Genomic DNA, 25,736 nt, shown 5'->3' with positions numbered 1-25,736 from the left:
TGCACATTTTATGATTAAATTTGAAGATAGGATTGGTAGCCTATGAAAAATTTACACAAAAGTCTGTAAAGGGTCTTAACAGCAGCCATTTTGCCTCTGTTTTCTTCAGTTTCAAAGCTTATTTTTTCGCCTTCACGTAGAGAGCTTAAACCAGAATTTTCTACTGCACTGATATGAACAAACACATCTTTACCACCATCTTGGGGCTCTATAAATCCAAATCCTTTAGTCGTATTAAAAAACTTAATAGTACCTTGTCTCATTATTTTATTTCCTTTTGTTTTATTATTTCATATAAGTTAAATCTTGAAAATCTAAGCAGCTTTCTACCATTGAAGACTCTTTATTATCACTAAAGTCTCTATCTACCATATGGTTTATCAAATTAATAAATTGTTCCATAATTTCAGTATTTAATATGCTCATTTCAGCAGCTTGAGCGATACTTATTTTTTTTGATTTTTCTATTTTCTTAACTAAATTAGTTATATCACGAAAAATAGCGTCTAACATTTTATTATTTTCAAAACTAATAAATGTACTTTTTGGATTAATCATTCTATATCAATATTATTAACTAGTAGGGGACTATTATACTTATAAATGCGTTATATTCTTAGTTATATTCATAATATGTATCTTTAGTGACCAGTTTGTACTACTATTAATCGGGTATAAATAAAATAAAGCCTCTAAATCTTCTTTAGATACTTCATTCTCTATTGTACTAGTAAAAATTTTTAACCTGAAAAGAACTTTGATAGTTCTTAATATTCTAAAATTAAGAGAGGATAATCTGCCAAGAATAATAGTAGACCCTAGAAAGCCTTTTGATATTAGTCTAAGAAATTTCAAAAGAGCTTGTGAAAAAGCTGGTATTAAGCAAGAGCTTCGAGATAGAAAAACTTTTATCAAACCAACAGAAAAAAGAAAAATTGCTAAAAGAGCTGCGATAAAAAGAGCTAAACAAGCAGCAAGAAGAGCTTATTCTTACTAATGTATAAAATCTAGATTTAATTAAAACTAACATTTGGAATGCAAACATATCTGTATTAAAGAAAGGCCATGTGACTCAAGCTTTCCCTGTAGCAACTTCATTCCAAAATGTAGGGCTTTGGAATCTTTTAAATGGATGGGGCTTTATAAAAATAATTATTCTTTGGACAATTTTATAAAGCTTAGAATAGTAATTACTTAATATGAGAATCATCTATGCAAAGTCTAGTGTCAATAATAATCTATTTTTTCGATCTATGGGGCTTGGAGATCTATGAACAAGGCCCAAACCTGAATTACCTATCCAAGACTCACCTTTAAGTAATGCAACATCACCAACATTAAGCTTTTGATTTATATTTTTATTTATAAATGGATTGTCGCGGAGCTACCTAGTAAGCTCTTATCAACGTCATGGTTAAGCCAGGACTACCATATTTAGATATAGTTTATAGAGAATAATTAACAGCAACTACAGTTACATCCACTGTCACATATACAATCACACTTACAATTTACGCAACCTTTTTTACAACAACATTTAGTTTTATTTTCCATGATTTTCCCTCTCATTTGTTTTGTTTTAAATCTAGATATGTTAATAAAAGTTTTATTTTATTTCTCAATACGATTTGCAACTTCTCTTAACATATCAGCAACTTCTTTGCGGTTAACATGATGAATTACTTTTTGTCCTTTTTTATTAGCTTGTAGAATCCCAGCATCTCTTAACACTTTTAGGTGCCTACTAACTACTGAAAAATCTACATCACAACATTTCGCTATCTCACTATGTACATTCGCAATCATTTTGACAAATACTATCTAGTATTTTGAGTCTATTCTGATCAGATAATGCTTTAAAAATGTTGCTATGTTCTAAATTCATATAAATCACCGTATTTGTATATTTGCATGTTAATGCAAATAATTAGAAAAGTCAATAAAGTTCAGATAAGTAGTAGGGGGTATCGAAATTCTAAGCCCAAATAGCAACTATAGCCATAAGAGCAAAACCAAGTATAACAAATGTGTATTCTTTAGTATTACAACAGTCTTTTATAAGTATTGATCTTTCTAACCCATGCAAAGTTCCCATATATATAAAAGTACCTGCAGCTATAGAAGTTATTGTAGGTTCAATATATGGGTTAGTTACATATGCTTGAATACTTCCACCAAATAATACTCCTAAAGGAGCCATAAGAGCAAAACCAAAGAATAATATAAATCTAATAAAAAACTGTAAATTTGATTTATTAATTACTATTGATAGTGCTAGGCTAGCTGCCCATTTATGAGCTATGATAGCTAATAAAACTATTATTGCTACACTTAACTCAGGAGATACTCCTAAAGCAGCTCCAGCAAGAAAACTATGAATTGATAGCATAACAGTTGCTATTATAGCCATAAAGGATAAATTCCCTTTATTATTTTTTGCAAGTGATCCTCCAACATGCTCCATCCATAAGAAAAATAGAACTGTTGCTCCAGCTATCATAAATGGATAAGGATAATCTACTTTAAGACTAAAGAAATCACTAGCAGAATCTCCCAACATATGAATCAGTCCGGCACCTAAAAAAACACCACTTGCTAAAGCCTCGCATATTGGAAGCTTAAAGCCTTCAGGGTTTGCTGCCTTTTTTACAAATGGAAATATTCCAAATATTACTGTTACAGAAAAAATTAATATTGCGCTTATAATATTAAAGTTATACATTTTATTTCCTTATACTTTATTGTTCTTCAAACCATGCTGGAAATGGATCTGAAATATTTGAATATTTTGAAGGATTATCCCAGTAGTCTTTTATTAAATATTTATCTAAAACTGTTTTAATTTGATTATCTTTCATTTGATCTTTTAAGCCAATAAAAACGATCTCTTGTCTTCTATTAACAATCATGGCTATTTTAAGACCATTAGCACTATTAAGTATGTTACTTAATAAAGTAGTTTTATCAGCGCCTAAAAAACCAGATAGCACTGTAACTGGTAATTTTTTCATTTATTAGCTCCGATTTATAATTGAAATTTTATCGATATCATACATAAAAATATAAAATGTTACAATATAACACTTCATTAAAATGAAAAAGTTAGTTTATAATTGATATATAAAAATTATAGTTTTGTATTTATTAGAATATGAGTCATTATCTTAAAAAAGCTCAGTTATATTGCGAAAAAAATAAACATAGATTTACTAAGCCTCGACAGGAAGTATTACAAGTAATTATGCAACAAACAATGCCCATAGCAGCCTATGATATTTTGAAAATATTATCTATAAAAAAGGAGGTTAAGCCTCCGACTATTTATAGGGCTATAGATTTTTGGTCTAAACATGGGTTTATACATAGGGTCGAAAGCCTTAATTCATATATAGCTTGCGATCTTAATCATAAGCACCAAGGGACTCAAGTTATAATTTGTGATAACTGTGGAATGACCAAAGAGATTTGTTTAAATGATTTTCAGATAGTGAATAAGGTTCAAAGTTTGGAATCATTTAAAGTAAAAAACTGGAATGTTGAAATTCATGGTCTTTGTCAAGAGTGTGCTTAAGTATTTAAACCTGTATACAGAGGTTTTGAATATATCAAAATCGTAATGTTTTATTTTGTATGGAATAGAAAGAATTTTGTGGTAGCTATGAGTGGACTTGAACCACCGACCCCAGCATTATGAATGCTGTGCTCTAACCAGCTGAGCTACATAGCCACAAATGATGTAGCATATTATATTTAAATTATGACAATTGTCAATATTAATTAAACGCGATATTGAAAAAAATCTTTGCACACAATAAAAAAGATTGAAAAACTGACTAGGTTTATTTTATATATGCTCTGGATAGGCATATCAAATCCATTTTAAAATTGGCTATTTTAAGAGCTTTTCTCCTTGCTTAAAAGAGCCCAACAAAACTATTAAGTGGCATATTTTGTGAAAAAACTGTCATGTATACAGAAAAAAAATATTACTAATGTTTTATTACTTGCTAAAAGGGTTAGTTTTGTAGTACGATATAAGCCAAGTGTACAAAGGGATTGATCCCTCTATAAAATGATAAAAAAATAAAATGTCTGACGGTAGAAATAAATTAAACGATTTTTCGCTATTACAATCTTTACTAGGCGGTTCTTCTAAGATAGAAGAAAAAACTTCTAGAATGAAACAAGCAAGAGATAAAAATATCTCTAAGAACAAAAGTATGCCTAAGGCGCCTGCTAAAAAGATAGAAGACAGAGATACTTCATTTATTCGTATTCCTCAATATGGTCATAGAATAAATAATAAAATAGTCAATGAATTACAAAACCCTCAACTAGAAAATGACCAAGAGATAGTAGTAACAGTAGATGTTGAGAAAGAAAGACAAAAAGAAGAGGCTAAGCTGTTTAAATGGTTATGTAAGCGTTTTCCAAAATGTTTTGACCCTATCAATAAAAAGCCACTTAAAATAGGAATAAGCCCTGAAATAGAAATAATTTATCAAAATGAGCACTTTGCTCCTGTTGATAAGTTAGTGCTTAGAAATGTTTTACGTCGCTATGTTGGTGATACTCGTTACCATAGAGCTGTTTTTGAGCTAAAGCAAAGATTTAACCTTCAAGGTCAACCTGTTGAAGATTATTCTCCAGAGCATATTGAATATTCTAAAAGGCGTCTAGATGAGATTGCTGAGAAAGCAGAGTTTAGAGCTAAAGGTCTAACTATGAAAGATTATTACGAGTACAAAAAGCAACAGTCAGAAGAGGATGTTGATACAGAGGAATAGTGTTCCTAGTAAAATTTCACCCAAAATTTTCACATAAGTTGTTGTCTATTTTTGTCTTTAAGTTTATTATTTGACTAATTACAATATATGACTTTCATGGCTAATGACTCATTTAAAACCATATAAACAAAAAAGAACGATATTTTATCTAGGATTTTTAGTCTTATTGATCTCTAGTTTATTATCAAGCTGTGCAAGTGATAAGAAAGCTAGAGAGCTTCCTATAATAAAGCATAACTTCTCAAAATCAAAGTATACAGCATATCAGGTTTTTGGTTTTGATTATGCGACTACTCCTGATGGTATATATAATGTAGTCAATAAAGTGCCAACGAAATTTACAGTTAATGTGTATATCGCTGATAATGAAGGTTGTAAGTTTACTTATACCAAAGATGATAAAGGTGCTCATCAAGATTATTTTACAAGCACACAATCCTTTACAGCATACTTATCTGGTAGAAATGAGTTATTAAAACTAGAGTGTACAGGTAAGCAGTCTAATATTGACTATAAAATCGTAGCGTATGCAAATGGTGTAGAATATGACAATATAGGTAACCTCTCATATCTTGTTGAGTCTGGGGGACTTTAGGATTTTTATTTTCTCCAAAACTCTGGTATAAAAAGTACCAACAGTGTAAATATTTCTAGACGGCCTGCGATCATAGCAAAGTCACATATCCAAAGAGAATCATTAGGAAGGTTCTTGAAGTTTGAGCCTATTTCTCCTAAACCTGGGCCCACGTTTGATAGTGTGGTAGCAATTGTTGAAAATGCGGTTGCAATATCTAAACCACAGCCTAATAAAGCTAGCCAACCAATAGCAAAGACAATAATATATACAGAAATAAAACCTGAGACTCTATTTAATGCTTGTTCAGATATATTTACATCATCTAGCTTTACCGTAAACATTCCTTGAGGATGGATTACTCTTTTTGCTTCAAGCATGGCTTTCTCTTTGAAAAGGATCGCTCTGATCATCTTTAGGCCACCAGCTGTAGAGCCACCACAACCACCAATAATTGCTATAAACATGAGTAAAATGGGTAAGAATGTCGGCCATAAGTAGTAGTTTGTATCAGATACAAATCCAGCACTAGAGCTAATGGATATTACTTGGAATATACTATTTAAAATTATATGGAATGTGTCAGAAAGATTATCGGAATTAGCAATTAGTGTGACACTGACTATCATAGATGTGAAAAATAGAAAGAAAAAGTATGCTTTGAACTCAACATTTTTGAAATAATGACTAATTTTAAATTTTGATAGTGCGATATAATGAGCTTTAAAACTAGTAGCTCCCAAGAATAAAAAGACACCACAAACAAAAAGAACACCTGTTGATTTGTTTGTCATGCTAGCGTCGCTAGGAGTGAACCCTCCTGTGGAAACTGTTGAAAAAGTATAGCATATAGCATCAAATGGCCCCATACCAACCACGAGATAAGAAACAAAACATAAAAATGTAAGTAGTAGATATACCATCCATAGTGCTTTTGCGGTACTAGAGATTTTTGGAGCAATTTTATCATCTTTCCATTGCCCTGTTACTTCGGCTTTGTATAGCTGCATACCACCGACTCCTAGTAATGGTAAGATTGCAACCGTTAAAACAACGATTCCCATTCCACCAAAAAACTCAGTTTGTTGGCGGTAAAATAATATACTATGAGGCAGCTGGTCTAATCCTACAATTACAGTACCTCCTGTAGTAGTAAAGCCTGATACAGATTCAAATATTGCATGTGTTAGAGATAAATTTAAGCCTGGGAAAGTCATATATGGTATTGCTCCAAATACTGAAACAAATACCCATACTAGAGCAACAATCATAAAACCATCTTTATTTGAGAGTTTTTTATCTGATTTGCGAGCAACAAACCATAATAGGAAACCACATAGAAATGTGACAGAAAAACTTAAGATAAAAGGGTATGCATTATGTTCATCATAAATATAGTCAATGACTACAGGACTAAGCATAGTAAGGCTTAGGAACATTAGGAATATACCAATTATCTTAGGTTTTTGGCTTAGGTTCATTGAGTAGTGCTTTAAAAGCTTTATCTTAGATGACTTTGCTGTTTAGTTTAGTACAATTATCTTAAAGCTACAAGTTTATCATCTAGTATATAAAAATTCTTGATTAGTCAAAACTTTTGACTCTATTAAGAGTAGGATCATTTTTCTTACTTTTATATAAGCTATTTTCGCCAAAAATCTGGCATAAAAAGAACAAGAACTGTAAATATCTCAAGACGACCTGCGATCATCGCAAAATTACATATCCAAAGAGCATCATCAGGTACAGTTTTAAAGTTTGAGCCAATTTGTCCTAAACCAGGACCTACATTGGATAGGGTAGTTGCGATCGCTGAAAAAGAAGTATCAGGACTTAGGCCACATGCTATTAACATTAGCCAACAAACAGCAAATAACAGTAGATAAACAGAAACAAAGCCAGAGACTCTATTAAGAGCCTGCTCTGATATAGCTACACCATCAAGCTTTACAGTGAATTTACCTTGTGGGTGTATAACTCTTTTTGCTTCAAGAGTTGCTTTTTCCTTAAAAAGGATAGCTCTTATCATCTTTACACCGCCGGCAGTAGATCCACCACAACCTCCGATGATTGCTATAAACATTAACAAGAAAGGTATAAAGCTAGGCCAGATATAATAGTTTGCATTAGAAACGAAACCGGCTGTTGAGCTTATAGAGACAACCATAAAGATACTATTAGTTACCATGTCTGGAATCTTTGATAAGTCTTTTGAATATGCGATTAGAGTTATGGCAATTATCAAAGATGAAAGAAATAAGAAATAAAAGTAGGCTTTGATTTCAATGTTATTAAAATAGTGTTTTATGCTAAATTTTGAAAAAGCTATATAGTGAGCTTTGAAATTTGTGGCACCCAAAAATAAAAAGAAAATACATACATAAATTACGGGTTTTGATTGTGCTGTCATACCAGCATCCGTAGGGGCAAACCCACCTGTTGAGATGGTTGAAAACGCATAGCATATAGCATCAAACGGCCCCATACCAACTAACAAATATGCTATAAAGCAGAGAAATGTAAGCAGTACATATACTAACCACATTGCTTTGGCTGTGGTTGATATTCGAGGGGCTATTTTTTCATCTTTACCTAGTCCTGTTACTTCAGCTTTGTATAGCTGCATACCATCAACACCAAGTAGTGGTAAAATTGCAACAGTTAGTACCACAATCCCCATTCCTCCAAAGAAGTGAGTTTGCTGTCGGTAATATAGAATACTATATGGTAGTTTATCTAAGCCTGTTATTACTGTTGCTCCTGTTGTGGTAAATCCGGAAATTGATTCAAATACTGCATGAGTAAAAGATAAATTTAGTCCTGGAAATACCATATAGGGAATACCACCAAAGACTGTAACAAAAACCCAAACAAGTGTAACAATTACAAATCCATCTTTATTTGTAATTTTTTTACTAGCATTGCGGCCAATAAACCATAATAAAAAACCACAGAGAAAGGTTATCGCAAAGCTTAATAAGAAGGGGTAAATATTTGATTCATCATAGATATAGTCAACTACAATAGGTGTAAGCATAGTAAGGCTTAAAAACATTAAGAACATACCTATTATCTTAGGGTTTTGGCTTAACCTCATTGACGTAATACTTAAAAGCTATATCTTTAGTGGTGACTTTGATGTTTAGTTTAGTATAATTATGTCTAAGCTACAAGGTAAATTATTGGTATCTAAGAGAGGTTTTTACTATGATGAAACTTATATTAAGGTTAGCTCACCTATTTGATAATAGAAAAGATAGAGCATATGTAAGCGAGGCAGATAAGCTTTTGCAAGAATTTGATAAGGCAAATCCAAATAAATCAGAATCACAAAAAAAAGAAATTTTGAAGCATAGAAATATCTATAAAAGAGAAGCAAAGCCAAAAACTAGCTTTCTTGATGGTTAGTCTTAATCTGTGTAACAGCAATAAAACCTATTATTAAAATAATACCTGCTATCCAATATAAATACGGAGCTAAGTGACTATCTATAAGTACGCCTCCGCAAATAAGAATAATTAGCTGTGGTAGTGAAAAGAACATATTCAGCCAGCCCATATATTCACCAAGTCTATCTTTAGGAGCTAGTTTAGCGATTAATGTATAACAAGATACTTGTGAAAGAATAAAGCCAGTGGCAACAATAAATGCGATTATGTACCATAAAAAGTTTTCTTTAGTTAAGAAAGAGCCGCAAATGAGTGCTATAGCAAATATTAATAAACCAATTTTAAATATAGTTTCAACTTTGATTAGATTTATAATAGTTGTTGCTAAGAGTCCAACTATTACGGATCCTATTCCAAAAGTCATAACTAATGAAGCAGTGAAATCTTTACTAAATCCTAAATGATGGTTCATATACCCTCCCATCAAAGGCATAAAAGCGCCAAAGCCAGTTAACATACAAAATGTAGCTAAGAAAAGAAGGTTAATGTTCTTATCACTAAAGATATCAAAGCTTAATTTAAAAGCTGAAGTCATTTGGTTTTCAGGTCTTTCTTTAACTATAAACGGTATTACAGATAGCGTAGGTATTATTAATAATAAACATACTGTTACGCAACTAAGAAAGGCACCACCTATATTCCAAATTATTGCGCCAACTAGGCCAATTATAATTGTACCTATTTGAGCTGTAGTTCTCGCTAAAAGTGTAGCAAAAGGAATTTGATCACGATCAACAACCTCTACAACCATTGTATAGTAAGGGCCTTGAAAAAAGTTGATACTAGCATAAGTTAAAAAAGCAATTATAAATAAACAAATATAGTTAGGTGCAAACGGCCAAAGCATCTGAAATATACAAGTACTAACTAATCCGACTAGTAGCCATGTTGTCCTTTTACCTAAAAATTTATGTGAGGGTGTCTTATCTGAAGCAATCCCTGAGAGTGTTTGCATAAATAGCCCAGTAAAAGCAGCCATAGATAACAAAAGACCCGCTAGAAAGGAAGAGTTTGTGTGTTGGTAAACTATCCATGAACCAATAGTCCCTGTTAAAGACCAATACATTCCTATACCAATATCTGGTATCGAGATTAGAAAAGGATTCCATTTTCGTATATTGTATTTCATTTTTACTCCTGAATTTCATCTATAGATATTAATATCGCACTTTGAGGGTGCATGATTGGTATATTGAGTCCAAAGCTCTCTAAGGCTTTACCTGATAAAACTACCTCATCATTGCATATATTTGGAGTTTGTTTCATAGCATATCCTGTATTAGATAGCTTATTTAGAGCTCTTAGTTTATATGTCTTTGTCTTATCTAGACCAGAAAACTTGAGAGCCCTTGGAATTGTATTTTTTGAGATTGTATTCTGAAAAAGGGTAACTAGACCTTTTGATTTATCTTTCGATAAAAAGCATTGTGCTATTTGGGAAGTATCTGTATCAAAATAGTAATGATCTGAAGAGTGTATTAAATCTCTATAATCCTTATATAATTTGATATATTTTTTAACTACTTGTAATTCAACCTCATCAAGTTCAAGTAAATTTCTTTCGAAACCTAAGTGTCCAGCAAAGCTTGTGATTAGCGAATATTCAATATTATTTGCTCTAGATGTGGTGTGTGCTATATTTGGGCCAACATGTGCACCAAGAACTTCAGGAGGGTAAAATTGACTTAGAGACCTGTGTATTTTTTGCCTTTCAAGAGGGTCGTTGCAGTCAGAACTCCAGAATCTATTTGTATATTCTAGAACTTTCATATCAATTCTAGCACCACCAGATGAGCAGCTTTCAAATTCAACACTTGGGAATCTAGTTTTTAGTTCATCCAGGAGTTTATAGGTAGCAATTACTTGATTATGATAACTAGGCTTATTATCTATATTACCAGGTTGGATCAGATCGCGATTCATATCCCATTTTACATAAGATATCTTGTATTCATTTAAAATATCACTCATACATTTTAAGATATATTCATAAGCTTCAAGGTTCGATAAATCTAAAACATACTGGTAGCGGCCAAGCTTTTGTTCATAGTTTGATAATTTTAATATCCATTCTGGGTGATTACGGTATAGTTCAGAGTTAGAGTTTACCATTTCTGGCTCAAACCATAGTCCGAATTCAAGGTCTTTAGATATTGTATAGTCAACTAGAGGGTGTAATCCTTGAGGATATTTTTGTTTATCAACAAACCAGTCACCAAGACCAGCTTTTTCACCATTACGACCATTAAACCAACCATCATCAAGGACAAATCTTTCTATACCAATCTCAGCTGATCTATTAATCATTTTTTTGAATGTTTCAATATTATGATCAAAATATACCGCTTCCCAGGTATTTATCTGAATTGGACGCTGTGATCGTGTATGTTTAGCAAGTATATTACTATGGCGAATATAGTTATGCCAATTATGGCGAAGACCGTTGAAGCCATTAGCAGAAAATGTAGCTAATAGCGTTGGTGTTGTATAGCTTTGATTCTCCTCTAATGTAATTTCATCAGATATAAGCTTTTCTCCCCACTGTATAGATTTATCATTATTATCTAATCTTTTTAGGATGTATGTGTGATTGCCACTCCATGCAAGACTAAAAGCATAACATTTACCTTGATTGTTATTAGTGCCTATTTGTTGTAGGCGCAGCATGGAAGGGTTATCATTAGAAGTTCTGCCTTTGATGTTTTCAGCTATATAGCTAGGCTGATTCCATTGGCTAGTGGACTCTTGTCCTTCTTGAATCCATCTACCATGGTACTGAGTCATTTCTTCAATATCTTGTGATGGTATGATTAGCGTGTTTAGTAGTTTATTAACGATGATTTTTTCGTTAGAAAGATTTATTAGTTTTATATTTTTATACAGGATATCGTTACTATCTAAATTTAGGGATATTTTAGCTTCAAGCATTGCACCCTGGTCTTTTAGTGTAAAAAGCACACTACTTTTTTCTTGTTGGATATTTGTAACTTTAAACTTTGGTGACCAGCTTGTATTAGAAGTTAGCTCAATAGCATTTAGACTAAAGTCTCCTTCAGCAATAGTTGGCAATAGCGAGCCTAAGCTAGGCTCATCTAGCATTGCTTGAGGAATGGCTGTTTTTTGATTATCTAGTTGCTTAATTTCATTTTGAGAAAGATCTATTAGCTTATCCCAATATATACATCTGGGTAAATCTTTATCAGAGAGTATGATTATAAAACAAGAATTTTTACCTTTAAGATTTATAAACTTCATTTAATTTTCCTCAACTTTTCTTATCATATTTAAAAAAGCTATTACAATCATAATAGTTGCAAATGGGTATAGTAGGGCATGCAATCCTAAGTCAATAAGCTCTCCTAATAGAGGCATAAGAATAAATTGTGAAGCTGAAATAAAAAGGTTTAGTAATCCTTGGTATTCACCTAGTCGACCTTCTGGAGCTACTTCTGCAAGATATGTATATAGTGCTATTTGTGCAGCTAAGTATCCTATTCCTGCAGCGCCCATAAAGAAGTATAGTTTAGTAGAGCTATCAACAAAGTTTCCAGCTATGACAATAATGGTAAATACACCTAAAGCTGAGATGAGAACTTTTTTGCGGTTAAACCAGTCATTAAGTCTGCTTGCAAATATTCCATAAAAGATACTTACAAAAGCAAAAATGGTCATAGCAGTGGCAATATTTTCTTTATCAAGACCAAGTGTGTTAGAGAAATATGGAGTAAGCATTGGTACTATACAAGCATAAGTGGCGTAAAACGCAGTTGCAGTTATAAATAGTTGTAATACTTTAGGGTATTTATGAAAGTCAAATTTAAAGCCTTTTCTTTCTAGCTTTGTTTCAGATATTCTTTCAGGCCTTTCTTTGAGTAGCCATGGTAAAATGCTAAAAGCTGGTATTATTAGCATTAGAGCTATTATGATGCATGTCCAAAATACACCAAAGTTTAAAAATACCCAAGCACTTATAAATGATATAGCAGTCGCACCAATTTGAGCAGTGGTTCTTGCTAGGGTATTTGCAAGTCCTATTTGATCAGGGTCTACAGCCTCCATAACCATTGTGTAGTATACACCTTGAAAGAAATTTAGCGAAGCATATACTAAGAATGCAACTATAAATAGTGTGAAGAAATTTGGTACTAAAGATAACAATATGGCAAATATAGCTGTAAATATAACTCCACCTAAGAGCCATGGAGTTCTTTTACCATATTTTGGATTATAAGGCATTCTATCACTTAATACTCCAGATATCACTTGCATAAAAATGCCAGTAAAAGCTCCTAGTGAAAGTATACACATAACTAGAAAGCTAGACTTAGTGTGCTGGTAAGCTATCCATGGTACAACAGTTCCACTTAGTGCCCAAAATACGCCAATACCAAAATCAGGAATAGATATTAGAAATGGATTCCAACGACGAATATTATATTTCATTATGATTTACCTTTGATTTAATAATATTTGCTGTATAAGCTAGAGAAGTCTAAGTACTGTATTATCTGAGTATCATAAGGTTTAAGTTTTAATCCTAAATAATCAACTTCGGAACTATTATGATTTAGAATAATAGCAATTTTTGAATTATCATCACCTTTTATAATAACTTCAACGTCATTTGGAGATTTGTAGGTATTGATACTATGTTCTTGAGCTACCTCTAGTGCTAAACCATCCCAAAAATATTTATCATCAATACCTGTGCCAATATAGTAAATTGATCCTTCGCCAAGATTATTTCTTACAGCTGCACTGTAGTTTTTAAACTCATCAGCATAGTTACATAATGATTGACTAGATCCTTTAATCGTGAGCATGTCGCGCCATACAGTAGCAGTTAGTTCTTTGCCTTGATAGTTGATTTTACAGTTTGTCTCAATTGGTAGAGGCTCAAAATAGTCCGCTTTTACATTAGCAAGCTCATGAATAGGATTATCAACACCAAAACGAATCTCATTATGAGACTCTTTAAGTCCTGCTCTAAATGTTGCTATAACAGTACCACCATTCTCAATAAAAGCTTTGATCCTAGTGATATTTTTATCTGTGATTAGCATAGATACAGGAAGTAGTAAGATTGAGTATTTACTAAAATCATGGCGAATGTCCAGTACGTCAACACTTATATTGTTATCAAAAAACGGTTTGTAGAGCCTAGCGTGTTCATGCTGAATATCAAAAGCTGTTGATTGTTGTTGAATCCGCCAGCTATAAATATTATCCATTGAATATAACAGAGCTACTTTTGATTGTGTTGGAGCTTGTATCGCTTGTTTATTTTGTTTGGCTAGTTTAATAATATCTAACATCTCGTCATAGCGATGATTATATTTATTATCATGATCTAAAACACCATAGCAAAATTGTTCAGCTCCTTTTGTTGCTGTGCGCCATCTAAAGTAAATTAGATTATCACATCCTCTGGCCATTGCTTGAAAAGACCATAGTTTAGCATGGCCTGCTCGAGGTACAAATCCCATTATATTGTGAGCTTGAGCTCCTATAAGCTGCTCAGTAATCCAATAGTTTTCTCTTTTAAAACCTCGAGTTTGATCTAGTTTCATTGCTGTTTTATAGGCATCTATTGGAACTTGTTGGCCACCCCAAACAGGATAGTTATTTAGTGCTACAAGATCTATTTGCTCAGCTAAATCTGTATGATCTTGAGCTTTAGAGAAATAATCTCCAGTAAAGTTATGTAGAGTTTGTTGGTTTGGAGCTATATCTTTTATAATCTTAGCTTGTCTTGCCAAAAAATTAGTAGTTGTTTGAGCTCTAAAGCGATTAAAGTACAGAATCATGCCTGGGTTTGGTGCAGGAATAGTTGGGCGAGGTATATTTACTTCATTAAAATCATTATATGTTTGTGACCAGAAAACTGAACCAATAGCGTTATTAAATAAGTTAATATCATTGTTAAACTGTTGCTTTAGATAGTCTCTAAACTCTAGTTCACATTGATCACAATAGCACATATCACTAGTTTCATGACCTAGTTCATTGTCTATATGCCAAAGTAGTAAGGCAGGGTGTTTATGATATGCTTCTACCATTTTCTTGGTAATACGTTCAGCATATTTATTATACGTAGGAGAATTTAAGCAAGCTTGCCTTCTGCCACCAAAATGTCTTTGTAAACCATTTTCATCTACTGAGAATATCTTTGGATCTTTTTTATATAACCACGCAGGAGCTGTTGCTGTTGGTGTGCCAAGCATTACTTTTAGATTTAGATTATGTGCTTTATCTAATATTGTTTTAAAAAAGCTAAAATCAAACTGACCTTCTTGGGGTTCCATTAGGTGCCAAGCAAATTCTGCAATTCTAATACAATTAAGCTCTGAATTTGCAATACGTTGAAGATCTTCATCAATCAAGGAATAATCCCATTGCTCTGGGTAGTAGTCGACACCAAAATACATAATAGTTAAATAAACGTGAAATAAATATTAAATTCATTATATGGTTAGTTTGCTTAATCATCAATGGAAAATTTGCAGCACATTTCTGATTCTCTTAAGAGGTCCTATTTGGCTTAATAATAGTACAATCTAATTTTAAAACTTAATGTTTAAATGGTTTATAAATCGCAATGAAACTATGTTGTTAAACATTATTTTTAGGAGTAGTATTGTGATCATTAATTAGAAAAAAATAATTAATGAGACTATGAAAAATTATAAGATAGCAATTTTACTAAGCTATATAAGTATAGCTAGTGCGTCATCTGTTATTATAAATCCAGCCTTACCAGAAATAGCTAAAGAATTTAGGCTATCAAATGGTTCAGTTGAGTGGTTGGTTAGTATTTTTCTTATAGGATATGTTATTGGACAAATAATATATGGTCCAATAGCAAAAAATATGGAGATGCTAAGACACTTAGGATAGGTATGATCATAAATGTTATAGGTCTTATTGTTTGCCTATTAGGATCATCGTCTATGTTTATGTTACTTATGGGTAGATTTATAACAGCCATAGGTTCATCAGCGGGGTTGGTATGTACTTTTATTATATTAAATAACTCAGTTGCTCCACATAGGGCAAAAGTAGCATTATCTTATGCAACATTATCTTTTGCGATATCTATAACGTTATCAACACTAATAGGTGGAATAATTACTAGTTATACTTACTGGAGTTATACTTTTTATGTGTTATTGCTACACGCACTAATAATGTTTGGAGCGAGTTTCCTTTATGAGAATAAAAAAGATTTTGACTTTAAGTTAAAAGTATCATCTATTGCTAATGGGTATAAGCAGGCTTTTAGTAGTTTTAAATTAATAGCATTTGCATTAACACTTGGAGTAATGACTGTTTTTAGTTATTGTTACTCTACTGCAGGACCATTTATTGCACACTCAATGTTTAATTTTGGAGCTTCTCAGTATAGTATATGGAATTCTATGACAATTGTAGGAATTATATTAGGATCTGTAATAGTCTCTAAAATAATAAATATCTATGATAGTCGTAAGATACTTGTGGTGGCTTTGATATGTCTTATCCTTTTGATCGCAGTTTTGGCTTTAATGAAAATTTCAAATGAAATTACACCTGCTGGATTGTTTATATTAGCAACATTGATGTATTTTGTATGTAATTTTATATATCCCGCAGCATCATATCTTGCATCAACAGCTATTGAATGTAAGTCAAATGCATCTACAGGAATGAATTTTATAAATATGTTAGTTGCTCTTATAGGGGTATCTGTAATGGGCTATATTCCATTTGAATATATTTGGAAATTTATGCTGGTATCTGTAATACCGCCTATCGTATGTTTAGGTTTAGTTATTTATATCATCCGTAGAGGGGAATAGCTTTAATTAGTGCTGTGAGTATTTTTGTTTTATACAAAAGTCTTGCTTTATATGATTTATTTTTACTTTAATACTTAATTAAACTTAGATTCATTTTAGAGTTTTATCTTTGATATTATGATTTTTTATAAAGGATTTGTATTAGCTAATATATCAGGTTTGATATATTGCAAGTATTAGCTTATTATTTTTATTAGAATGTAATGAGTTTATAAATATGAGCAAACTGTACTTTAGCGAGAATAGACAAGCAACATGGTTAGAGTTGTTCTTTGATCTTGTGTTTGTCGCGGTTATAGGTGTTATATCACATTCTCTATCTCATACTGAGCACAACCATATATCGATAGAAAGTCTTTTTTCCTTTTTTCTTGTATTTGTTCCATTATGGTGGGTTTGGGCATCATATACTCTATATTTAAATAGATATGATCAAATGAGTCATTACCAAAAATATATTACTCTAGGGTTAATGGGGTTAATAATAGCTCAGATGTATTTTACTAAAGATGCGCTTAATAGTTATTTTGTATATTTTTTGATTTTTTATACTCTTATGAGGTTACTAATATCTCTTGCATATATTTTTTCTGCGTGCTGTTTTGAGTTTAAAAAGAGATATGCTTTAAAAATGTCAAGGATTATACTTTTTGGGGCATTTATTAGTGGCTTATCTCTTTTTGTTGATGGACATCTTAGAATACTAATTTTATATTTAGGGATTATTGTAGATATAGTATTACAGGTTAGGTTAAAAGAAGAAATTAGTAAGTTTTCTGTTCATATTAAGCATCTCACAGAGAGAGTAGGATTATTAGCTTTAATTATATTGGGAGAATCAATTATAACTATTGTTAACTCTTTTGCTTCAATAAAGCAGTTTAACATCTTAGATATTGTAGATGCTGTAGTTGGCTTTATATTAATTGCACAAATTTGGTGGATTTTTTTTGGATCTTTACATCGTTTAGAGAAAGCAAAGAATCTCAAAACTGGTTATGTTCTAATACTGTCTCATTTGCCTTTTTATATCGGACTTATCTTTTTAGCATCATTAATTCATTATTCTATTATAGATGATTTGAATCAAAGAACATTTGCTTTAATGGCAATTACAGGTATGGCACTATTCTATATTGGTAAACAAATACCTTATTTAGTTGCATTTCCTCCATATAGGTGGGGTATTGTTTTTAATAGTATAGTTTCTATATCGATTACAGCAATTGCATCTTTTTGCCCTAAGATAGAATATTCATTAATTATTATGTCTTTAGGATTATTTGTATATATTCAATTAAATGTTTGTTGGCTTATACCAACTTTTGATATTGATGAATATTTAACAAAATAGGAAGGTAAATTTCATTTTAAATTAGCTCTTTATTATGTAATTTTGCTTTAAAATAAAAGTTGAATCATTTTATTTTTAGAGGTTTTGTGAACTGTGGCTTTGATGTTTTAAAAAAAGTTTTTTTATTGATATACTAGGTATTATTTTTTAGGAAAATTGTAAATGAAAAAAAACTTTGTATCATTGTTGCTGTTGTGCTCATTAACCTTATCTTTAAATAGTTGTTTTTGGTTAGCTGTTGGAGGTGTGGCAGCTGCTGGAGGTGCTGCTGGAGCATATATGGTTGATAAGAAATAGAAAATCTTACTTTATTAAGATTTTGTTTCATCTATGACATCAGTATCTTTAGGTGCCTTAAAGTTGAAAATTGAGTTTTTAAGCGAAACATTATCTTTTACATCAGAGAAGTTAATCTGAGTAAATTGGTTTAATGAAGTAGAAATTTCTAGAGATTTTAATTTATTGTCATTATCAAACTTAATTACAATACTATTTATCATTTCATCATTTTTAGGCTTAAGAATATAATTATTGCTACTTTTTTCTTTTACAGTAAACAGTTTATCAATATTATCTGTATTTTTTGATAAAAGTATAAGATAAGGGTACTGAGCAATATTATTTGATACTTTTTTAATTATAAGCTGTTCAAGGTCGCCATCGTAGATCCAAAGCTTCTTACCATTAGATATAATCTTTTGGTTATTTGGTGATGTTATAACCCATCTAAAGAACTGCGGTTTTTTAAGACTCATTTTTCCTTGAGTACTCATGTCATTTTGGCTATTTATAAGCCTTTGATTAAAGTTAGCAGTCATCGAGTTTATGCTTTTAATCTTTTTTACTAAATCTCCCGCAGCATCGGCAAAACAGATATTTACTCCAATAAAAATAGTTATTAGTAGAATAGTTAATTTCTTCATTTAAGATTCTCTCTTTACTAGCACATCACGCATGCCATTTTGATTCATTTCTGAGACTATACCATTTTCTTCCATTTCTTCCATTAACCTAGCAGAACGGTTATAGCCAATTTTTAGTTTGCGCTGAACAGCAGAGATTGATGCCTTTTGTGTTTTAATAACTATTTCAACAGCATCATTATATAGTGGATCTTCACTGTTACCTTCTCCACCAGCTGAGCCACTCTCAGCCTCTTCAGTAGATTCTAAGATATCTTGAACATATTCTGGTTGGCCATATTCTTTCCATGATTCAACAACTCTATGGACTTCATTATCATCCACAAAAGCTCCATGGATACGCATAGGAGCCCCAAATCCAGGTTTTAGATATAGCATATCACCTTGACCAAGTAGTTGTTCAGCACCTTGTTGATCTAGTATTGTTCTAGAGTCTATTCTAGATGATACCTGAAAAGACATTCTAGTAGGAATATTAGCTTTTATTAGTCCAGTTACAACATCTACTGAAGGTCTTTGTGTTGCAAGTATGATATGAATCCCAGCTGCACGAGCTTTTTGAGCAAGTCTTGCAATAAGCTCTTCAACTTTTTTACCAACTACCATAATCATGTCAGCAAATTCATCTGCAACTACTACAATATAAGGCATTTTTGTAAGAGTAGGAGCCTCATGAGCACGCTCTGGATTCATTTTGATAAACATTGTGTCTTTTAAAGGTTTACCAGCCTTTTCAGCTTGCTCAATTTTATCATTTAATAGTGCAATATTTCTAACACCAGCTGCTGACATAAGCGCATAACGTCTTTCCATCTCTTTAACACACCAGCGTAAAGAATTAGCAGCTTCAGTCATATCTGTAACAACCGGAGTTAAAAGATGAGGAATACCATCATAAATAGATAGTTCAAGCATCTTAGGATCAATCATGATAAATTTTAGCTCATCAGGCGTACACTTATAAAGCATACTAATAATCATAGAGTTGACGCCAACAGATTTACCAGATCCTGTCGTTCCAGCTACTAAAAGGTGAGGCATTTTAGCAAGCTCAGCAAATGTAGGTTTTCCGGAAATATCAACACCAATTCCCATTAAGGTTGGAGCTCTTGATTTCAAAAACTCTTGAGCAGCTAGTACTTCCTTTATACGTACCATTTGTCTTGTTGGGTTTGGTAGTTCCAATCCTACATAAGGTTTACCAGGAATCACTTCAACAACTCTAACTGCAGTTGTAGAAAGAGCCCTTGCTAAGTCTTGAGCTATATTTGTAAGTTTACTAACTTTTGTACCTCTAGCTAAATCTATCTCATATCTAGTAATAACTGGACCAGGATATGCAGCTACTACTTTAGCATTTATATTAAAGTCATTTAGAGTTTGCTCAAGTAGTGATGATGTTTCATTAAGCTGTTCTTGAGATACTGCAATTTTTTTTGCTTCAGGTTCGATAAGAAGATCAATAGATGGTAAACAGTCTTTATTTAAATTATTTGTTTTAGGAGGTAGAGGTTTTGATTCATTAATAGCTTTTATTGGACTATTATTTTTTTTTGACTCAGATTCAGTAAATGATAACTCATCTTGATTAGGTTTATTGTTAAAATCTTTAAAAGATAGTTCACTATTATTCTTATTGTTTTTTAGAACTTCTTTAAATACATCTTCACTAGGAGCTTCTTTTTTTTCGTCCTTAATAGGTATTGAAGTTGAAGTTTTATCTTGAGCTAATGCAGATGTATTAGGTTTATCATTAAAGTCATCAAAATCATTAAAGCTAGTTATATCTTTTTTATCATTATCTTTAGGCTTTGTTACATAACTAACAGATTTACCAAATGTTGCGAAGATTTTTTTGATTAAATGTAGCCATGTAGTACCAGAATAAAGTGTTAAACCAATAAATAGTGATACTAGTAGCGCAAATGATCCCCCAACCGAACCAAAGTATTTGATGAACATTTTTGCCGTCTCATAACCAAAGATTCCGCCAGAACGCTGAGGCATCCAATAATTAGCAAAACCAAAGTATAATTCAGCTAGACCACAACATGATAGTATAAAAAATATAATACCTACTGTTTTAACTGTAAACATTAAGTAGCTAAGGCTTTGTTCTTTATTTTTTATTAGTAGTATTCTAATAAAATCAATGAGAATAAAAGGTAATACGAAGCCAACTACTCCAAATATTGCAAGTATAAAGCTTGCGATATAAGCTCCTACGGGGCCTGCATAATTTTTAATTGTAGTCTCTGAAGAGATGCTACTCCAGCCTGGATCATTTATATTAAAGCTAAATAATGCTATAAAAAGATATATTACAACTGCTGCTAGAATGACAACTAATGTTATCTTTAATCTACCAATAGCATGAGTTTTGTTTGTGTTATTATCTGCCATACTAATCTATAAATAAAATATTAAACTTAATCATAAAACCAATTCACAATTCTAACAAAAAAAAGTTTAAAAATGTTAAACTAAAGTACTAATTTGTCGAGTATAAGTGTAATTAAGGATAAGTTTTGGCAAAATTTCATATAATAGTGGGCTTAATTGTCTGTTTTTTTGCTTGGGTGTTTTTTCTCATATTCCCACATTTGGATTTAACATTAGCAGGTGATTTTTATAGTTCTACAAGTGGCTTTGCAGCTAGTCCAAGTCATGGTTTTTTTGGTTTTTTACATACTTTTGCTATGAGGTTCCCAGTTGTATTCTCTATAGTGGTTATTTTATTTTTACTTGGATCTCTATTTATTAAAGCCTTTAGAATTAAAAATAGAAAGGCTATATTTTTTATAGCTGTGTGTTTATGGGTAGGTCCTGGTTTGGTAGTAAATGCTGTATTTAAAAACCATTGGGGTAGGCCTAGACCATATATGGTGCAACAGTTTAATGGAGATAAAGTTTTCCAACAGCCATTTGTTATATCTAATCAATGTACTACTAATTGTTCTTTCCCATGTGGTGATGCATCTATGGGGTTTTGGCTTTTTGCTTTCATGCCTTTAGCAGCAACACGTAAGAAAAAAGCTTTAGCCTTTACAGTAGCGATATTAGCAGGTGGAGGTTTAGGTTTAATGAGAATGGCTCAGGGAGGACATTTTTTCAGTGATGTGATTTTCTGTGGAATATTTGTTTATATCTGTACCTGGATTGTGTACTGGATAATGTATGAGCGAAGTAAAAAGCCTTCTAAAAAAATAGAAAGTCATTCAGGGTAGATGCTCAGAATTTTTTAATAATCAAAATTATATCTTTCTTTATCAAGCCACTTACATAATAGTCTTTGTCAAATGCTAAATAGAGTTTGACAGAATTTGAACTTCTATGATAGGCTCAAAACCAGTAAGTCTTCTTACTCAAATAATTTAAGGAAGAGGCGCATAGTCTATAATGCTAATCTGAAAGCCATAACGCTTAGAGATGATTAGATTTTTTAGAGATTATGCCGAAAGGATATAGAGGTTATGAGCTATATTCTTGGGTCTGATACTGAAAGGTAGCAGAACTGTCACGTTGAACTTAAACGTGGGGCGCTTCGGTCTAAGCATTAATTTTGCAAAGTCTAAGCTCCTCGCATTTGCTAAAGAATGGGAAAATAAATGACTATACAAATTAGTGATCGTGTAACAAATATTAAGCCTTCAGCAACTGTATTAATGACATCTAAGATTCAAGAACTTATTGAAAGAGGAGAAAAAGTTCTGTCCCTAAATGTAGGAGAATCAGGGTTTAACACGCCAGATGTTGTAAAAGAAACGGGTATAAAAGCAATTGAGAATAATTATACTAGGTATACAACGGTTGATGGTTATAAAGATTTAAGACAAGCGATAATAAACTGTTACCATAGTGATTATGGAGTTACTTATGAGCTTGATGAGGTTTGTGTTACAACTGGAGCCAAACATAGCCTTCATAATATATTTAATTGTATTATTAATGATGGTGATGAGATTATTTATATGGCTCCATATTGGGCTTCTTATCCAGATATGATTAAATTATCTGGAGGAGTACCTGTTGTCTTGGAGACAAATATTGAAAATGGTTTTGAGCCGGGTATTGAGAAACTTGAAAGCCTAATAAGTGCAAGAACTAAAGCTATTTTAATAAATATTCCTAATAATCCTTCAGGAGCTATTTACTCAGAGGCTACAATGACATCTTTAGCCGAACTAATGAAAAAGTATCCTAATATTGTATTAATTAGTGATGAAATATATGATCAGATTTATTGGAACAGGGCTCCTATTACTGTTACAAAAATCTCTCCTGAACTTAAAGATCGTGTTATAGTAGCTAGTGGAGTCTCTAAGAATTATGCGATGACAGGATGGAGAGTTGGACATGTTTTGGCTCCTTCAGCTTTTATAAATGCTATTAAAAAATTTCAGTCACAATCTTTATCGTGTGCGTGTTCAATTTCACAAATTGCAGCTATAGAGGCACTAAAGTTAGAAAGAGCTGATATTGAGTATATGAATCAGGAATATTATAAAAGTGTATCCTTTGTTTTTAATACTTTAAAAGATATTTCAGGTGTTAAAGCTTTTATGCCCAAAGGGGGATTTTACATATTTTTAGATATAAGCGAAGTTTTAGAGAGGATGCAAATCACAGATGAAGATTTTTGTATAAAGCTTCTAGAAGAAACTTTTGTTGGTGTTATTCATGGCAGTGCTTTTGGTTTAGCTGGACATATTAGGATTAGTGCTGCAGCTGAAAAAACTGTTTTAGAAGAGGCAGTTAAACGATTAAGGAATTTTATATTATCTAATGTTTCTTGAATACAGATTATGTCCATTAGTTATATTTAAAGCTCTAGCGTGAAAATCTTCTTTAGTTTGATTATCTGTAAAAATATATCCTTCATTTTTAGCTATAGATTCAAATAAGTTTTCAGCAGCTTTTATAGCTTCTAATCCTTGTTCAGTAAGATCGCCTATCTGTTTATAAAAGTTATATGATTTTTCACTTATATATAGGTCATGGTTTTTTAGATGTCGGCCTGAGTTGCATAGATTCGACTTTATAAAAAAAGGAACGTATAAGTGTAGATTTATATTATCAATATTATTATCTTTTAAATCCATTAAAACAGCTTCTGTTAGTGCTGTTATAGCATGCTTACTTGATTGATACGCACTAAGATGGCTTTCTGTTAATAGGCCAAGGTGTGATGATACATTCACAATATGCATAATATTTTTATTATTTTTATAATATAATAGAAAACTACGGAGAACATAGTATGTGCCATAAAAGTTAACATCAAGAGTCCACTTAAACTGCTCAACTGGAGTTTCCCATATAGGGCCAAAAGGTCCTGATACTCCAGCACAATTTATTAAAAAATCTATATCTTGAACTCTATCCTTCAAATGTTTAAATATATCATCAACTTTACGTTCATTTGAAATATCAACTTTAAAACAAATAATTTTTTTTTCAGGATATTTTTTTACTAGTTCTGAAATAGCTAGTTCATCACTATCAAGTAAAATAATTTGATCAACACCATTACTTATGCAAAAGTTTACTATTCCTAGCCCTATTCCTGAGGCACCTCCAGTTATGAGCACTGTCTTATTAGATATATTCATTATAATAGCTTTTAATTAAATTATACTTATGTTCAATACTAGCATAGCATTTCTCTCTAATAGATATGGTATATAGCAAATTTAGTCGTCTTTTTGCTCTGTACACGATGAAAAAGATTGAAAAAGCTGACTAAAGCCTTATATATTCATTATTTATGAGACATGAAAAAGCACTTTAATCAGCTAAGAGAAAGTTATTTACTTGGCACAAGTCAAGAATAGACTGTTTAAGTAACCTATTAATAGGTTTAATATCATCACAAACAGTTAATTTGTCAAAGATATCAAGATGTTTTAAGAACAATAATCAAATATCTTCAAATTATAGAAGATCTCAAGGTTTTTTCAAAGATGTAGAGTTTGATTTTGATGCTATAGCAGAGTTTGGTATTAATCATTTATTATCAAGAAAAGATAAATTATACCTGGTAATAGATAGGACAAACTGGCAACTTGGTAAAACAAACATAAATATTTTAATGTTATCAGCAGTATACGAAGGTATAGCAATACCCTTATACTATGATCTATTAGATCATAGAGGCAATTCTGACTCTCAGTTTAGAATAAGTTTAGTTAAACGATTCATCTCAAAGTTTGGTAAAGAACGTATAGCATATATCTTGGGAGACAGAGAATTTATAAGAGAAAATTGGTTAGGTTGGCTAGATTCACAAAACATTAGGTGAGTATAAATATGCCAAAATAAAATAAAAAGTATGGAAGATTACAAAATACTTACTTCAGGTATGGATTAGATATGTTAATTAACTCTATCAATAAGCTAGACTTCTCAACAAGAGATTTTTCTCTATGCTTAAAAATCCCAAACAAAACAACTAAACTGCTTAATTTATGAAAAAATCATCGTGCACAGAGTATTATCATATTAAATTTACTAAAATGCTAAATAGAGTTTGACAGGTTTTTATTTACTATGTTAGACTCAGAACCAGTAAGTTTTCTTACTAACGTAATTTAAAGAAGAGGTGCATAGTCTATAATGCTAATCTGAAAGCCATAACGCTTAGAGATGATTAGATTTTTTAGAGATTATGCCGAAAGGATATGGAAGTTATGAGCTATATTCTTGGGTCTGATACTGAAAGGTAGCAGAACTGTCACGTTGAACTTAAACGTGGGGCGCTTCGGTCTAAGCATTAATTTTGCAAAGTCTTTAGTTTCCCCATTTAGTGAA

Annotated in this window: 24 protein-coding genes, 1 tRNA gene, 2 pseudogenes and 2 riboswitches; of the genes and pseudogenes, 11 read left to right on the top strand and 16 right to left on the bottom strand. The window is 31.8% G+C overall.

From position 1 onward, the window contains the following. Positions 1-14 precede the first annotated feature (14 nt). Both AB8E56_RS01350 and AB8E56_RS01345 read right to left on the bottom strand, forming a co-directional pair. Positions 15-263, bottom strand: a complete 249-nt coding sequence (locus AB8E56_RS01350; RefSeq protein WP_329477164.1) for a cold-shock protein — start codon at positions 261-263, stop codon at positions 15-17. A 22-nt stretch (positions 264-285) separates the two neighbouring features. Continuing rightward, entirely contained in the window at positions 286-558 is a 273-nt protein-coding gene (locus AB8E56_RS01345) for a hypothetical protein (protein ID WP_329477162.1), read from the bottom strand. Positions 559-796: 238 nt separating this feature from the next. Between AB8E56_RS01345 and rpsU the strand changes: the two genes are divergently transcribed. Further along, a complete protein-coding gene (rpsU, locus tag AB8E56_RS01340) occupies positions 797-997 on the top strand; it encodes a 30S ribosomal protein S21 (protein ID WP_329477172.1) in 201 nt (66 codons plus the stop codon). A 213-nt stretch (positions 998-1,210) separates the two neighbouring features. On the opposite strand, the gene AB8E56_RS01335 is transcribed toward rpsU, so the two are convergent. The 4 genes from AB8E56_RS01335 to AB8E56_RS01320 all read right to left on the bottom strand — a co-directional run bounded on the left by AB8E56_RS01335 (position 1,211) and on the right by AB8E56_RS01320 (position 3,011). Then, positions 1,211-1,300 (bottom strand): DUF1826 domain-containing protein, encoded by a 90-nt coding sequence (locus tag AB8E56_RS01335; protein WP_329477170.1) that lies wholly within the window; start codon positions 1,298-1,300, stop codon positions 1,211-1,213. 311 nt (positions 1,301-1,611) lie between these two features. Then, the gene (locus tag AB8E56_RS01330) at positions 1,612-1,806 is read right to left on the bottom strand and encodes an ArsR family transcriptional regulator (RefSeq protein ID WP_329477160.1); all 195 of its coding nucleotides are present in this window, start codon (positions 1,804-1,806) and stop codon (positions 1,612-1,614) included. A gap of 169 nt (positions 1,807-1,975) precedes the next feature. After that, complete coding sequence (locus tag AB8E56_RS01325; RefSeq protein WP_329477158.1) at positions 1,976-2,722, bottom strand: ZIP family metal transporter; 747 nt, start codon at positions 2,720-2,722, stop codon at positions 1,976-1,978. Between the two features lie 16 nt (positions 2,723-2,738). After that, positions 2,739-3,011: a GTP-binding protein gene (locus AB8E56_RS01320; RefSeq protein ID WP_329477156.1), complete on the bottom strand. Its 273-nt coding sequence runs from the start codon at positions 3,009-3,011 to the stop codon at positions 2,739-2,741. 140 nt (positions 3,012-3,151) lie between these two features. Here AB8E56_RS01320 and AB8E56_RS01315 point away from each other — a divergent pair, with 140 nt between their 5' ends. Beyond that, complete coding sequence (locus tag AB8E56_RS01315) at positions 3,152-3,571, top strand: transcriptional repressor (RefSeq protein ID WP_329477154.1); 420 nt, start codon at positions 3,152-3,154, stop codon at positions 3,569-3,571. Positions 3,572-3,650: 79 nt separating this feature from the next. Here the strand turns inward: AB8E56_RS01315 and AB8E56_RS01310 are convergent. Then, positions 3,651-3,727 (bottom strand) — tRNA-Met (locus AB8E56_RS01310). 361 nt (positions 3,728-4,088) lie between these two features. Here AB8E56_RS01310 and AB8E56_RS01305 point away from each other — a divergent pair. Then, positions 4,089-4,787 (top strand): ProQ/FINO family protein, encoded by a 699-nt coding sequence (locus tag AB8E56_RS01305; protein WP_329477152.1) that lies wholly within the window; start codon positions 4,089-4,091, stop codon positions 4,785-4,787. A gap of 103 nt (positions 4,788-4,890) precedes the next feature. Beyond that, positions 4,891-5,382, top strand: a complete 492-nt coding sequence (locus tag AB8E56_RS01300; protein WP_329477150.1) for a hypothetical protein — start codon at positions 4,891-4,893, stop codon at positions 5,380-5,382. A gap of 5 nt (positions 5,383-5,387) precedes the next feature. Here the strand turns inward: AB8E56_RS01300 and AB8E56_RS01295 are convergent, their stop codons facing one another. Beyond that, on the bottom strand, positions 5,388-6,842 hold the full coding sequence (locus AB8E56_RS01295) for a potassium transporter TrkG (protein WP_329477148.1): 1,455 nt from the start codon (positions 6,840-6,842) through the stop codon (positions 5,388-5,390). A 161-nt stretch (positions 6,843-7,003) separates the two neighbouring features. Then, complete coding sequence (locus tag AB8E56_RS01290; protein ID WP_329477146.1) at positions 7,004-8,458, bottom strand: potassium transporter TrkG; 1,455 nt, start codon at positions 8,456-8,458, stop codon at positions 7,004-7,006. Between the two features lie 110 nt (positions 8,459-8,568). Between AB8E56_RS01290 and AB8E56_RS01285 the strand changes: the two genes are divergently transcribed. Further along, entirely contained in the window at positions 8,569-8,769 is a 201-nt protein-coding gene (locus AB8E56_RS01285; protein ID WP_329477144.1) for a CBU_0585 family protein, read from the top strand. Here AB8E56_RS01285 and AB8E56_RS01280 read toward each other — a convergent pair. From AB8E56_RS01280 to AB8E56_RS01265, 4 genes are read right to left on the bottom strand one after another with little or no spacing between them, the layout of a single operon-like run. Beyond that, positions 8,750-9,940: an MFS transporter gene (locus AB8E56_RS01280; protein ID WP_329477141.1), complete on the bottom strand. Its 1,191-nt coding sequence runs from the start codon at positions 9,938-9,940 to the stop codon at positions 8,750-8,752. The genes AB8E56_RS01285 and AB8E56_RS01280 overlap by 20 nt on opposite strands. A 2-nt stretch (positions 9,941-9,942) precedes the next feature. After that, positions 9,943-12,066 (bottom strand): alpha-galactosidase, encoded by a 2,124-nt coding sequence (locus tag AB8E56_RS01275; protein WP_329477139.1) that lies wholly within the window; start codon positions 12,064-12,066, stop codon positions 9,943-9,945. Beyond that, positions 12,067-13,254 (bottom strand): MFS transporter, encoded by a 1,188-nt coding sequence (locus AB8E56_RS01270; RefSeq protein ID WP_329477137.1) that lies wholly within the window; start codon positions 13,252-13,254, stop codon positions 12,067-12,069. It lies immediately after the preceding gene. A gap of 17 nt (positions 13,255-13,271) precedes the next feature. After that, a complete protein-coding gene (locus tag AB8E56_RS01265) occupies positions 13,272-15,239 on the bottom strand; it encodes a beta-galactosidase (protein WP_329477135.1) in 1,968 nt (655 codons plus the stop codon). Positions 15,240-15,486: 247 nt separating this feature from the next. On the opposite strand from AB8E56_RS01265, the pseudogene AB8E56_RS01260 reads away from it, so the two are divergent. The 3 genes and pseudogenes from AB8E56_RS01260 (at position 15,487) to AB8E56_RS01250 (ending at position 18,300) form a co-directional block, all read left to right on the top strand. Then, positions 15,487-16,649 (top strand): annotated as a pseudogene (locus AB8E56_RS01260) (MFS transporter). Between the two features lie 217 nt (positions 16,650-16,866). Further along, positions 16,867-18,003 carry a low temperature requirement protein A gene (locus tag AB8E56_RS01255; protein ID WP_329477133.1) on the top strand — a complete coding sequence of 379 codons (1,137 nt, stop codon included), beginning with the start codon at positions 16,867-16,869 and terminating at the stop codon, positions 18,001-18,003. Positions 18,004-18,165: 162 nt separating this feature from the next. Next, entirely contained in the window at positions 18,166-18,300 is a 135-nt protein-coding gene (locus AB8E56_RS01250) for a hypothetical protein (protein WP_329477130.1), read from the top strand. A 14-nt stretch (positions 18,301-18,314) separates the two neighbouring features. Here AB8E56_RS01250 and lolA read toward each other — a convergent pair whose 3' ends face one another. Both lolA and AB8E56_RS01240 read right to left on the bottom strand, forming a co-directional pair. Next, positions 18,315-18,926, bottom strand: coding sequence for an outer membrane lipoprotein chaperone LolA (gene lolA, locus AB8E56_RS01245; protein ID WP_329477128.1), 612 nt, complete (start codon positions 18,924-18,926; stop codon positions 18,315-18,317). Beyond that, complete coding sequence (locus tag AB8E56_RS01240; protein ID WP_329477126.1) at positions 18,927-21,329, bottom strand: DNA translocase FtsK 4TM domain-containing protein; 2,403 nt, start codon at positions 21,327-21,329, stop codon at positions 18,927-18,929. Between the two features lie 125 nt (positions 21,330-21,454). Between AB8E56_RS01240 and lpxF the strand changes: the two genes are divergently transcribed. Together lpxF and AB8E56_RS01230 are read left to right on the top strand one after the other, a co-directional pair. After that, positions 21,455-22,153: a lipid A 4'-phosphatase LpxF gene (gene lpxF, locus AB8E56_RS01235; protein ID WP_329477124.1), complete on the top strand. Its 699-nt coding sequence runs from the start codon at positions 21,455-21,457 to the stop codon at positions 22,151-22,153. Between the two features lie 145 nt (positions 22,154-22,298). Continuing rightward, a riboswitch (Lysine riboswitch) is annotated at positions 22,299-22,479 on the top strand. 55 nt (positions 22,480-22,534) lie between these two features. Continuing rightward, positions 22,535-23,722 (top strand): pyridoxal phosphate-dependent aminotransferase, encoded by a 1,188-nt coding sequence (locus tag AB8E56_RS01230; RefSeq protein ID WP_329477122.1) that lies wholly within the window; start codon positions 22,535-22,537, stop codon positions 23,720-23,722. Here the strand turns inward: AB8E56_RS01230 and AB8E56_RS01225 are convergent. Further along, the gene (locus AB8E56_RS01225; RefSeq protein WP_329477120.1) at positions 23,705-24,538 is read right to left on the bottom strand and encodes an SDR family oxidoreductase; all 834 of its coding nucleotides are present in this window, start codon (positions 24,536-24,538) and stop codon (positions 23,705-23,707) included. The two genes, AB8E56_RS01230 and AB8E56_RS01225, sit on opposite strands and share 18 nt — an antisense overlap. 191 nt (positions 24,539-24,729) lie before the next feature. On the opposite strand from AB8E56_RS01225, the pseudogene AB8E56_RS01220 reads away from it, so the two are divergent. Further along, positions 24,730-25,221 (top strand): annotated as a pseudogene (locus AB8E56_RS01220) (IS4 family transposase); the annotation flags it as partial. A gap of 293 nt (positions 25,222-25,514) precedes the next feature. After that, positions 25,515-25,695, top strand: a riboswitch (Lysine riboswitch). Positions 25,696-25,736 lie beyond the last annotated feature (41 nt).

It is taken from the genome of Francisella sp. 19X1-34, assembly GCF_041102755.1.
Classification (GTDB): Bacteria; Pseudomonadota; Gammaproteobacteria; order Francisellales; family Francisellaceae; genus Francisella.
Note: the sequence above shows the minus strand (reverse complement) of the source record. Positions and strands in the feature narration are given on the sequence as shown.

What these genes read in the sequence shown, in the direction of transcription:
- AB8E56_RS01350 (WP_329477164.1), bottom strand. Translation starts at nt 263, where the DNA reads ATGAGACAAGGTACTATTAAGTTTTTTAATACGACTAAAGGATTTGGA.
- AB8E56_RS01345 (WP_329477162.1), bottom strand. Translation starts at nt 558, where the DNA reads ATGATTAATCCAAAAAGTACATTTATTAGTTTTGAAAATAATAAAATG.
- AB8E56_RS01330 (WP_329477160.1), bottom strand. Translation starts at nt 1,806, where the DNA reads ATGATTGCGAATGTACATAGTGAGATAGCGAAATGTTGTGATGTAGAT.
- AB8E56_RS01325 (WP_329477158.1), bottom strand. Translation starts at nt 2,722, where the DNA reads ATGTATAACTTTAATATTATAAGCGCAATATTAATTTTTTCTGTAACA.
- AB8E56_RS01320 (WP_329477156.1), bottom strand. Translation starts at nt 3,011, where the DNA reads ATGAAAAAATTACCAGTTACAGTGCTATCTGGTTTTTTAGGCGCTGAT.
- AB8E56_RS01315 (WP_329477154.1), top strand. Translation starts at nt 3,152, where the DNA reads ATGAGTCATTATCTTAAAAAAGCTCAGTTATATTGCGAAAAAAATAAA.
- AB8E56_RS01305 (WP_329477152.1), top strand. Translation starts at nt 4,089, where the DNA reads ATGTCTGACGGTAGAAATAAATTAAACGATTTTTCGCTATTACAATCT.
- AB8E56_RS01300 (WP_329477150.1), top strand. Translation starts at nt 4,891, where the DNA reads ATGACTCATTTAAAACCATATAAACAAAAAAGAACGATATTTTATCTA.
- AB8E56_RS01295 (WP_329477148.1), bottom strand. Translation starts at nt 6,842, where the DNA reads ATGAACCTAAGCCAAAAACCTAAGATAATTGGTATATTCCTAATGTTC.
- AB8E56_RS01290 (WP_329477146.1), bottom strand. Translation starts at nt 8,458, where the DNA reads ATGAGGTTAAGCCAAAACCCTAAGATAATAGGTATGTTCTTAATGTTT.
- AB8E56_RS01285 (WP_329477144.1), top strand. Translation starts at nt 8,569, where the DNA reads ATGATGAAACTTATATTAAGGTTAGCTCACCTATTTGATAATAGAAAA.
- AB8E56_RS01280 (WP_329477141.1), bottom strand. Translation starts at nt 9,940, where the DNA reads ATGAAATACAATATACGAAAATGGAATCCTTTTCTAATCTCGATACCA.
- AB8E56_RS01275 (WP_329477139.1), bottom strand. Translation starts at nt 12,066, where the DNA reads ATGAAGTTTATAAATCTTAAAGGTAAAAATTCTTGTTTTATAATCATA.
- AB8E56_RS01270 (WP_329477137.1), bottom strand. Translation starts at nt 13,254, where the DNA reads ATGAAATATAATATTCGTCGTTGGAATCCATTTCTAATATCTATTCCT.
- AB8E56_RS01265 (WP_329477135.1), bottom strand. Translation starts at nt 15,239, where the DNA reads ATGTATTTTGGTGTCGACTACTACCCAGAGCAATGGGATTATTCCTTG.
- AB8E56_RS01255 (WP_329477133.1), top strand. Translation starts at nt 16,867, where the DNA reads ATGAGCAAACTGTACTTTAGCGAGAATAGACAAGCAACATGGTTAGAG.
- AB8E56_RS01250 (WP_329477130.1), top strand. Translation starts at nt 18,166, where the DNA reads ATGAAAAAAAACTTTGTATCATTGTTGCTGTTGTGCTCATTAACCTTA.
- lolA (WP_329477128.1), bottom strand. Translation starts at nt 18,926, where the DNA reads ATGAAGAAATTAACTATTCTACTAATAACTATTTTTATTGGAGTAAAT.
- AB8E56_RS01240 (WP_329477126.1), bottom strand. Translation starts at nt 21,329, where the DNA reads ATGGCAGATAATAACACAAACAAAACTCATGCTATTGGTAGATTAAAG.
- AB8E56_RS01230 (WP_329477122.1), top strand. Translation starts at nt 22,535, where the DNA reads ATGACTATACAAATTAGTGATCGTGTAACAAATATTAAGCCTTCAGCA.
- AB8E56_RS01225 (WP_329477120.1), bottom strand. Translation starts at nt 24,538, where the DNA reads ATGAATATATCTAATAAGACAGTGCTCATAACTGGAGGTGCCTCAGGA.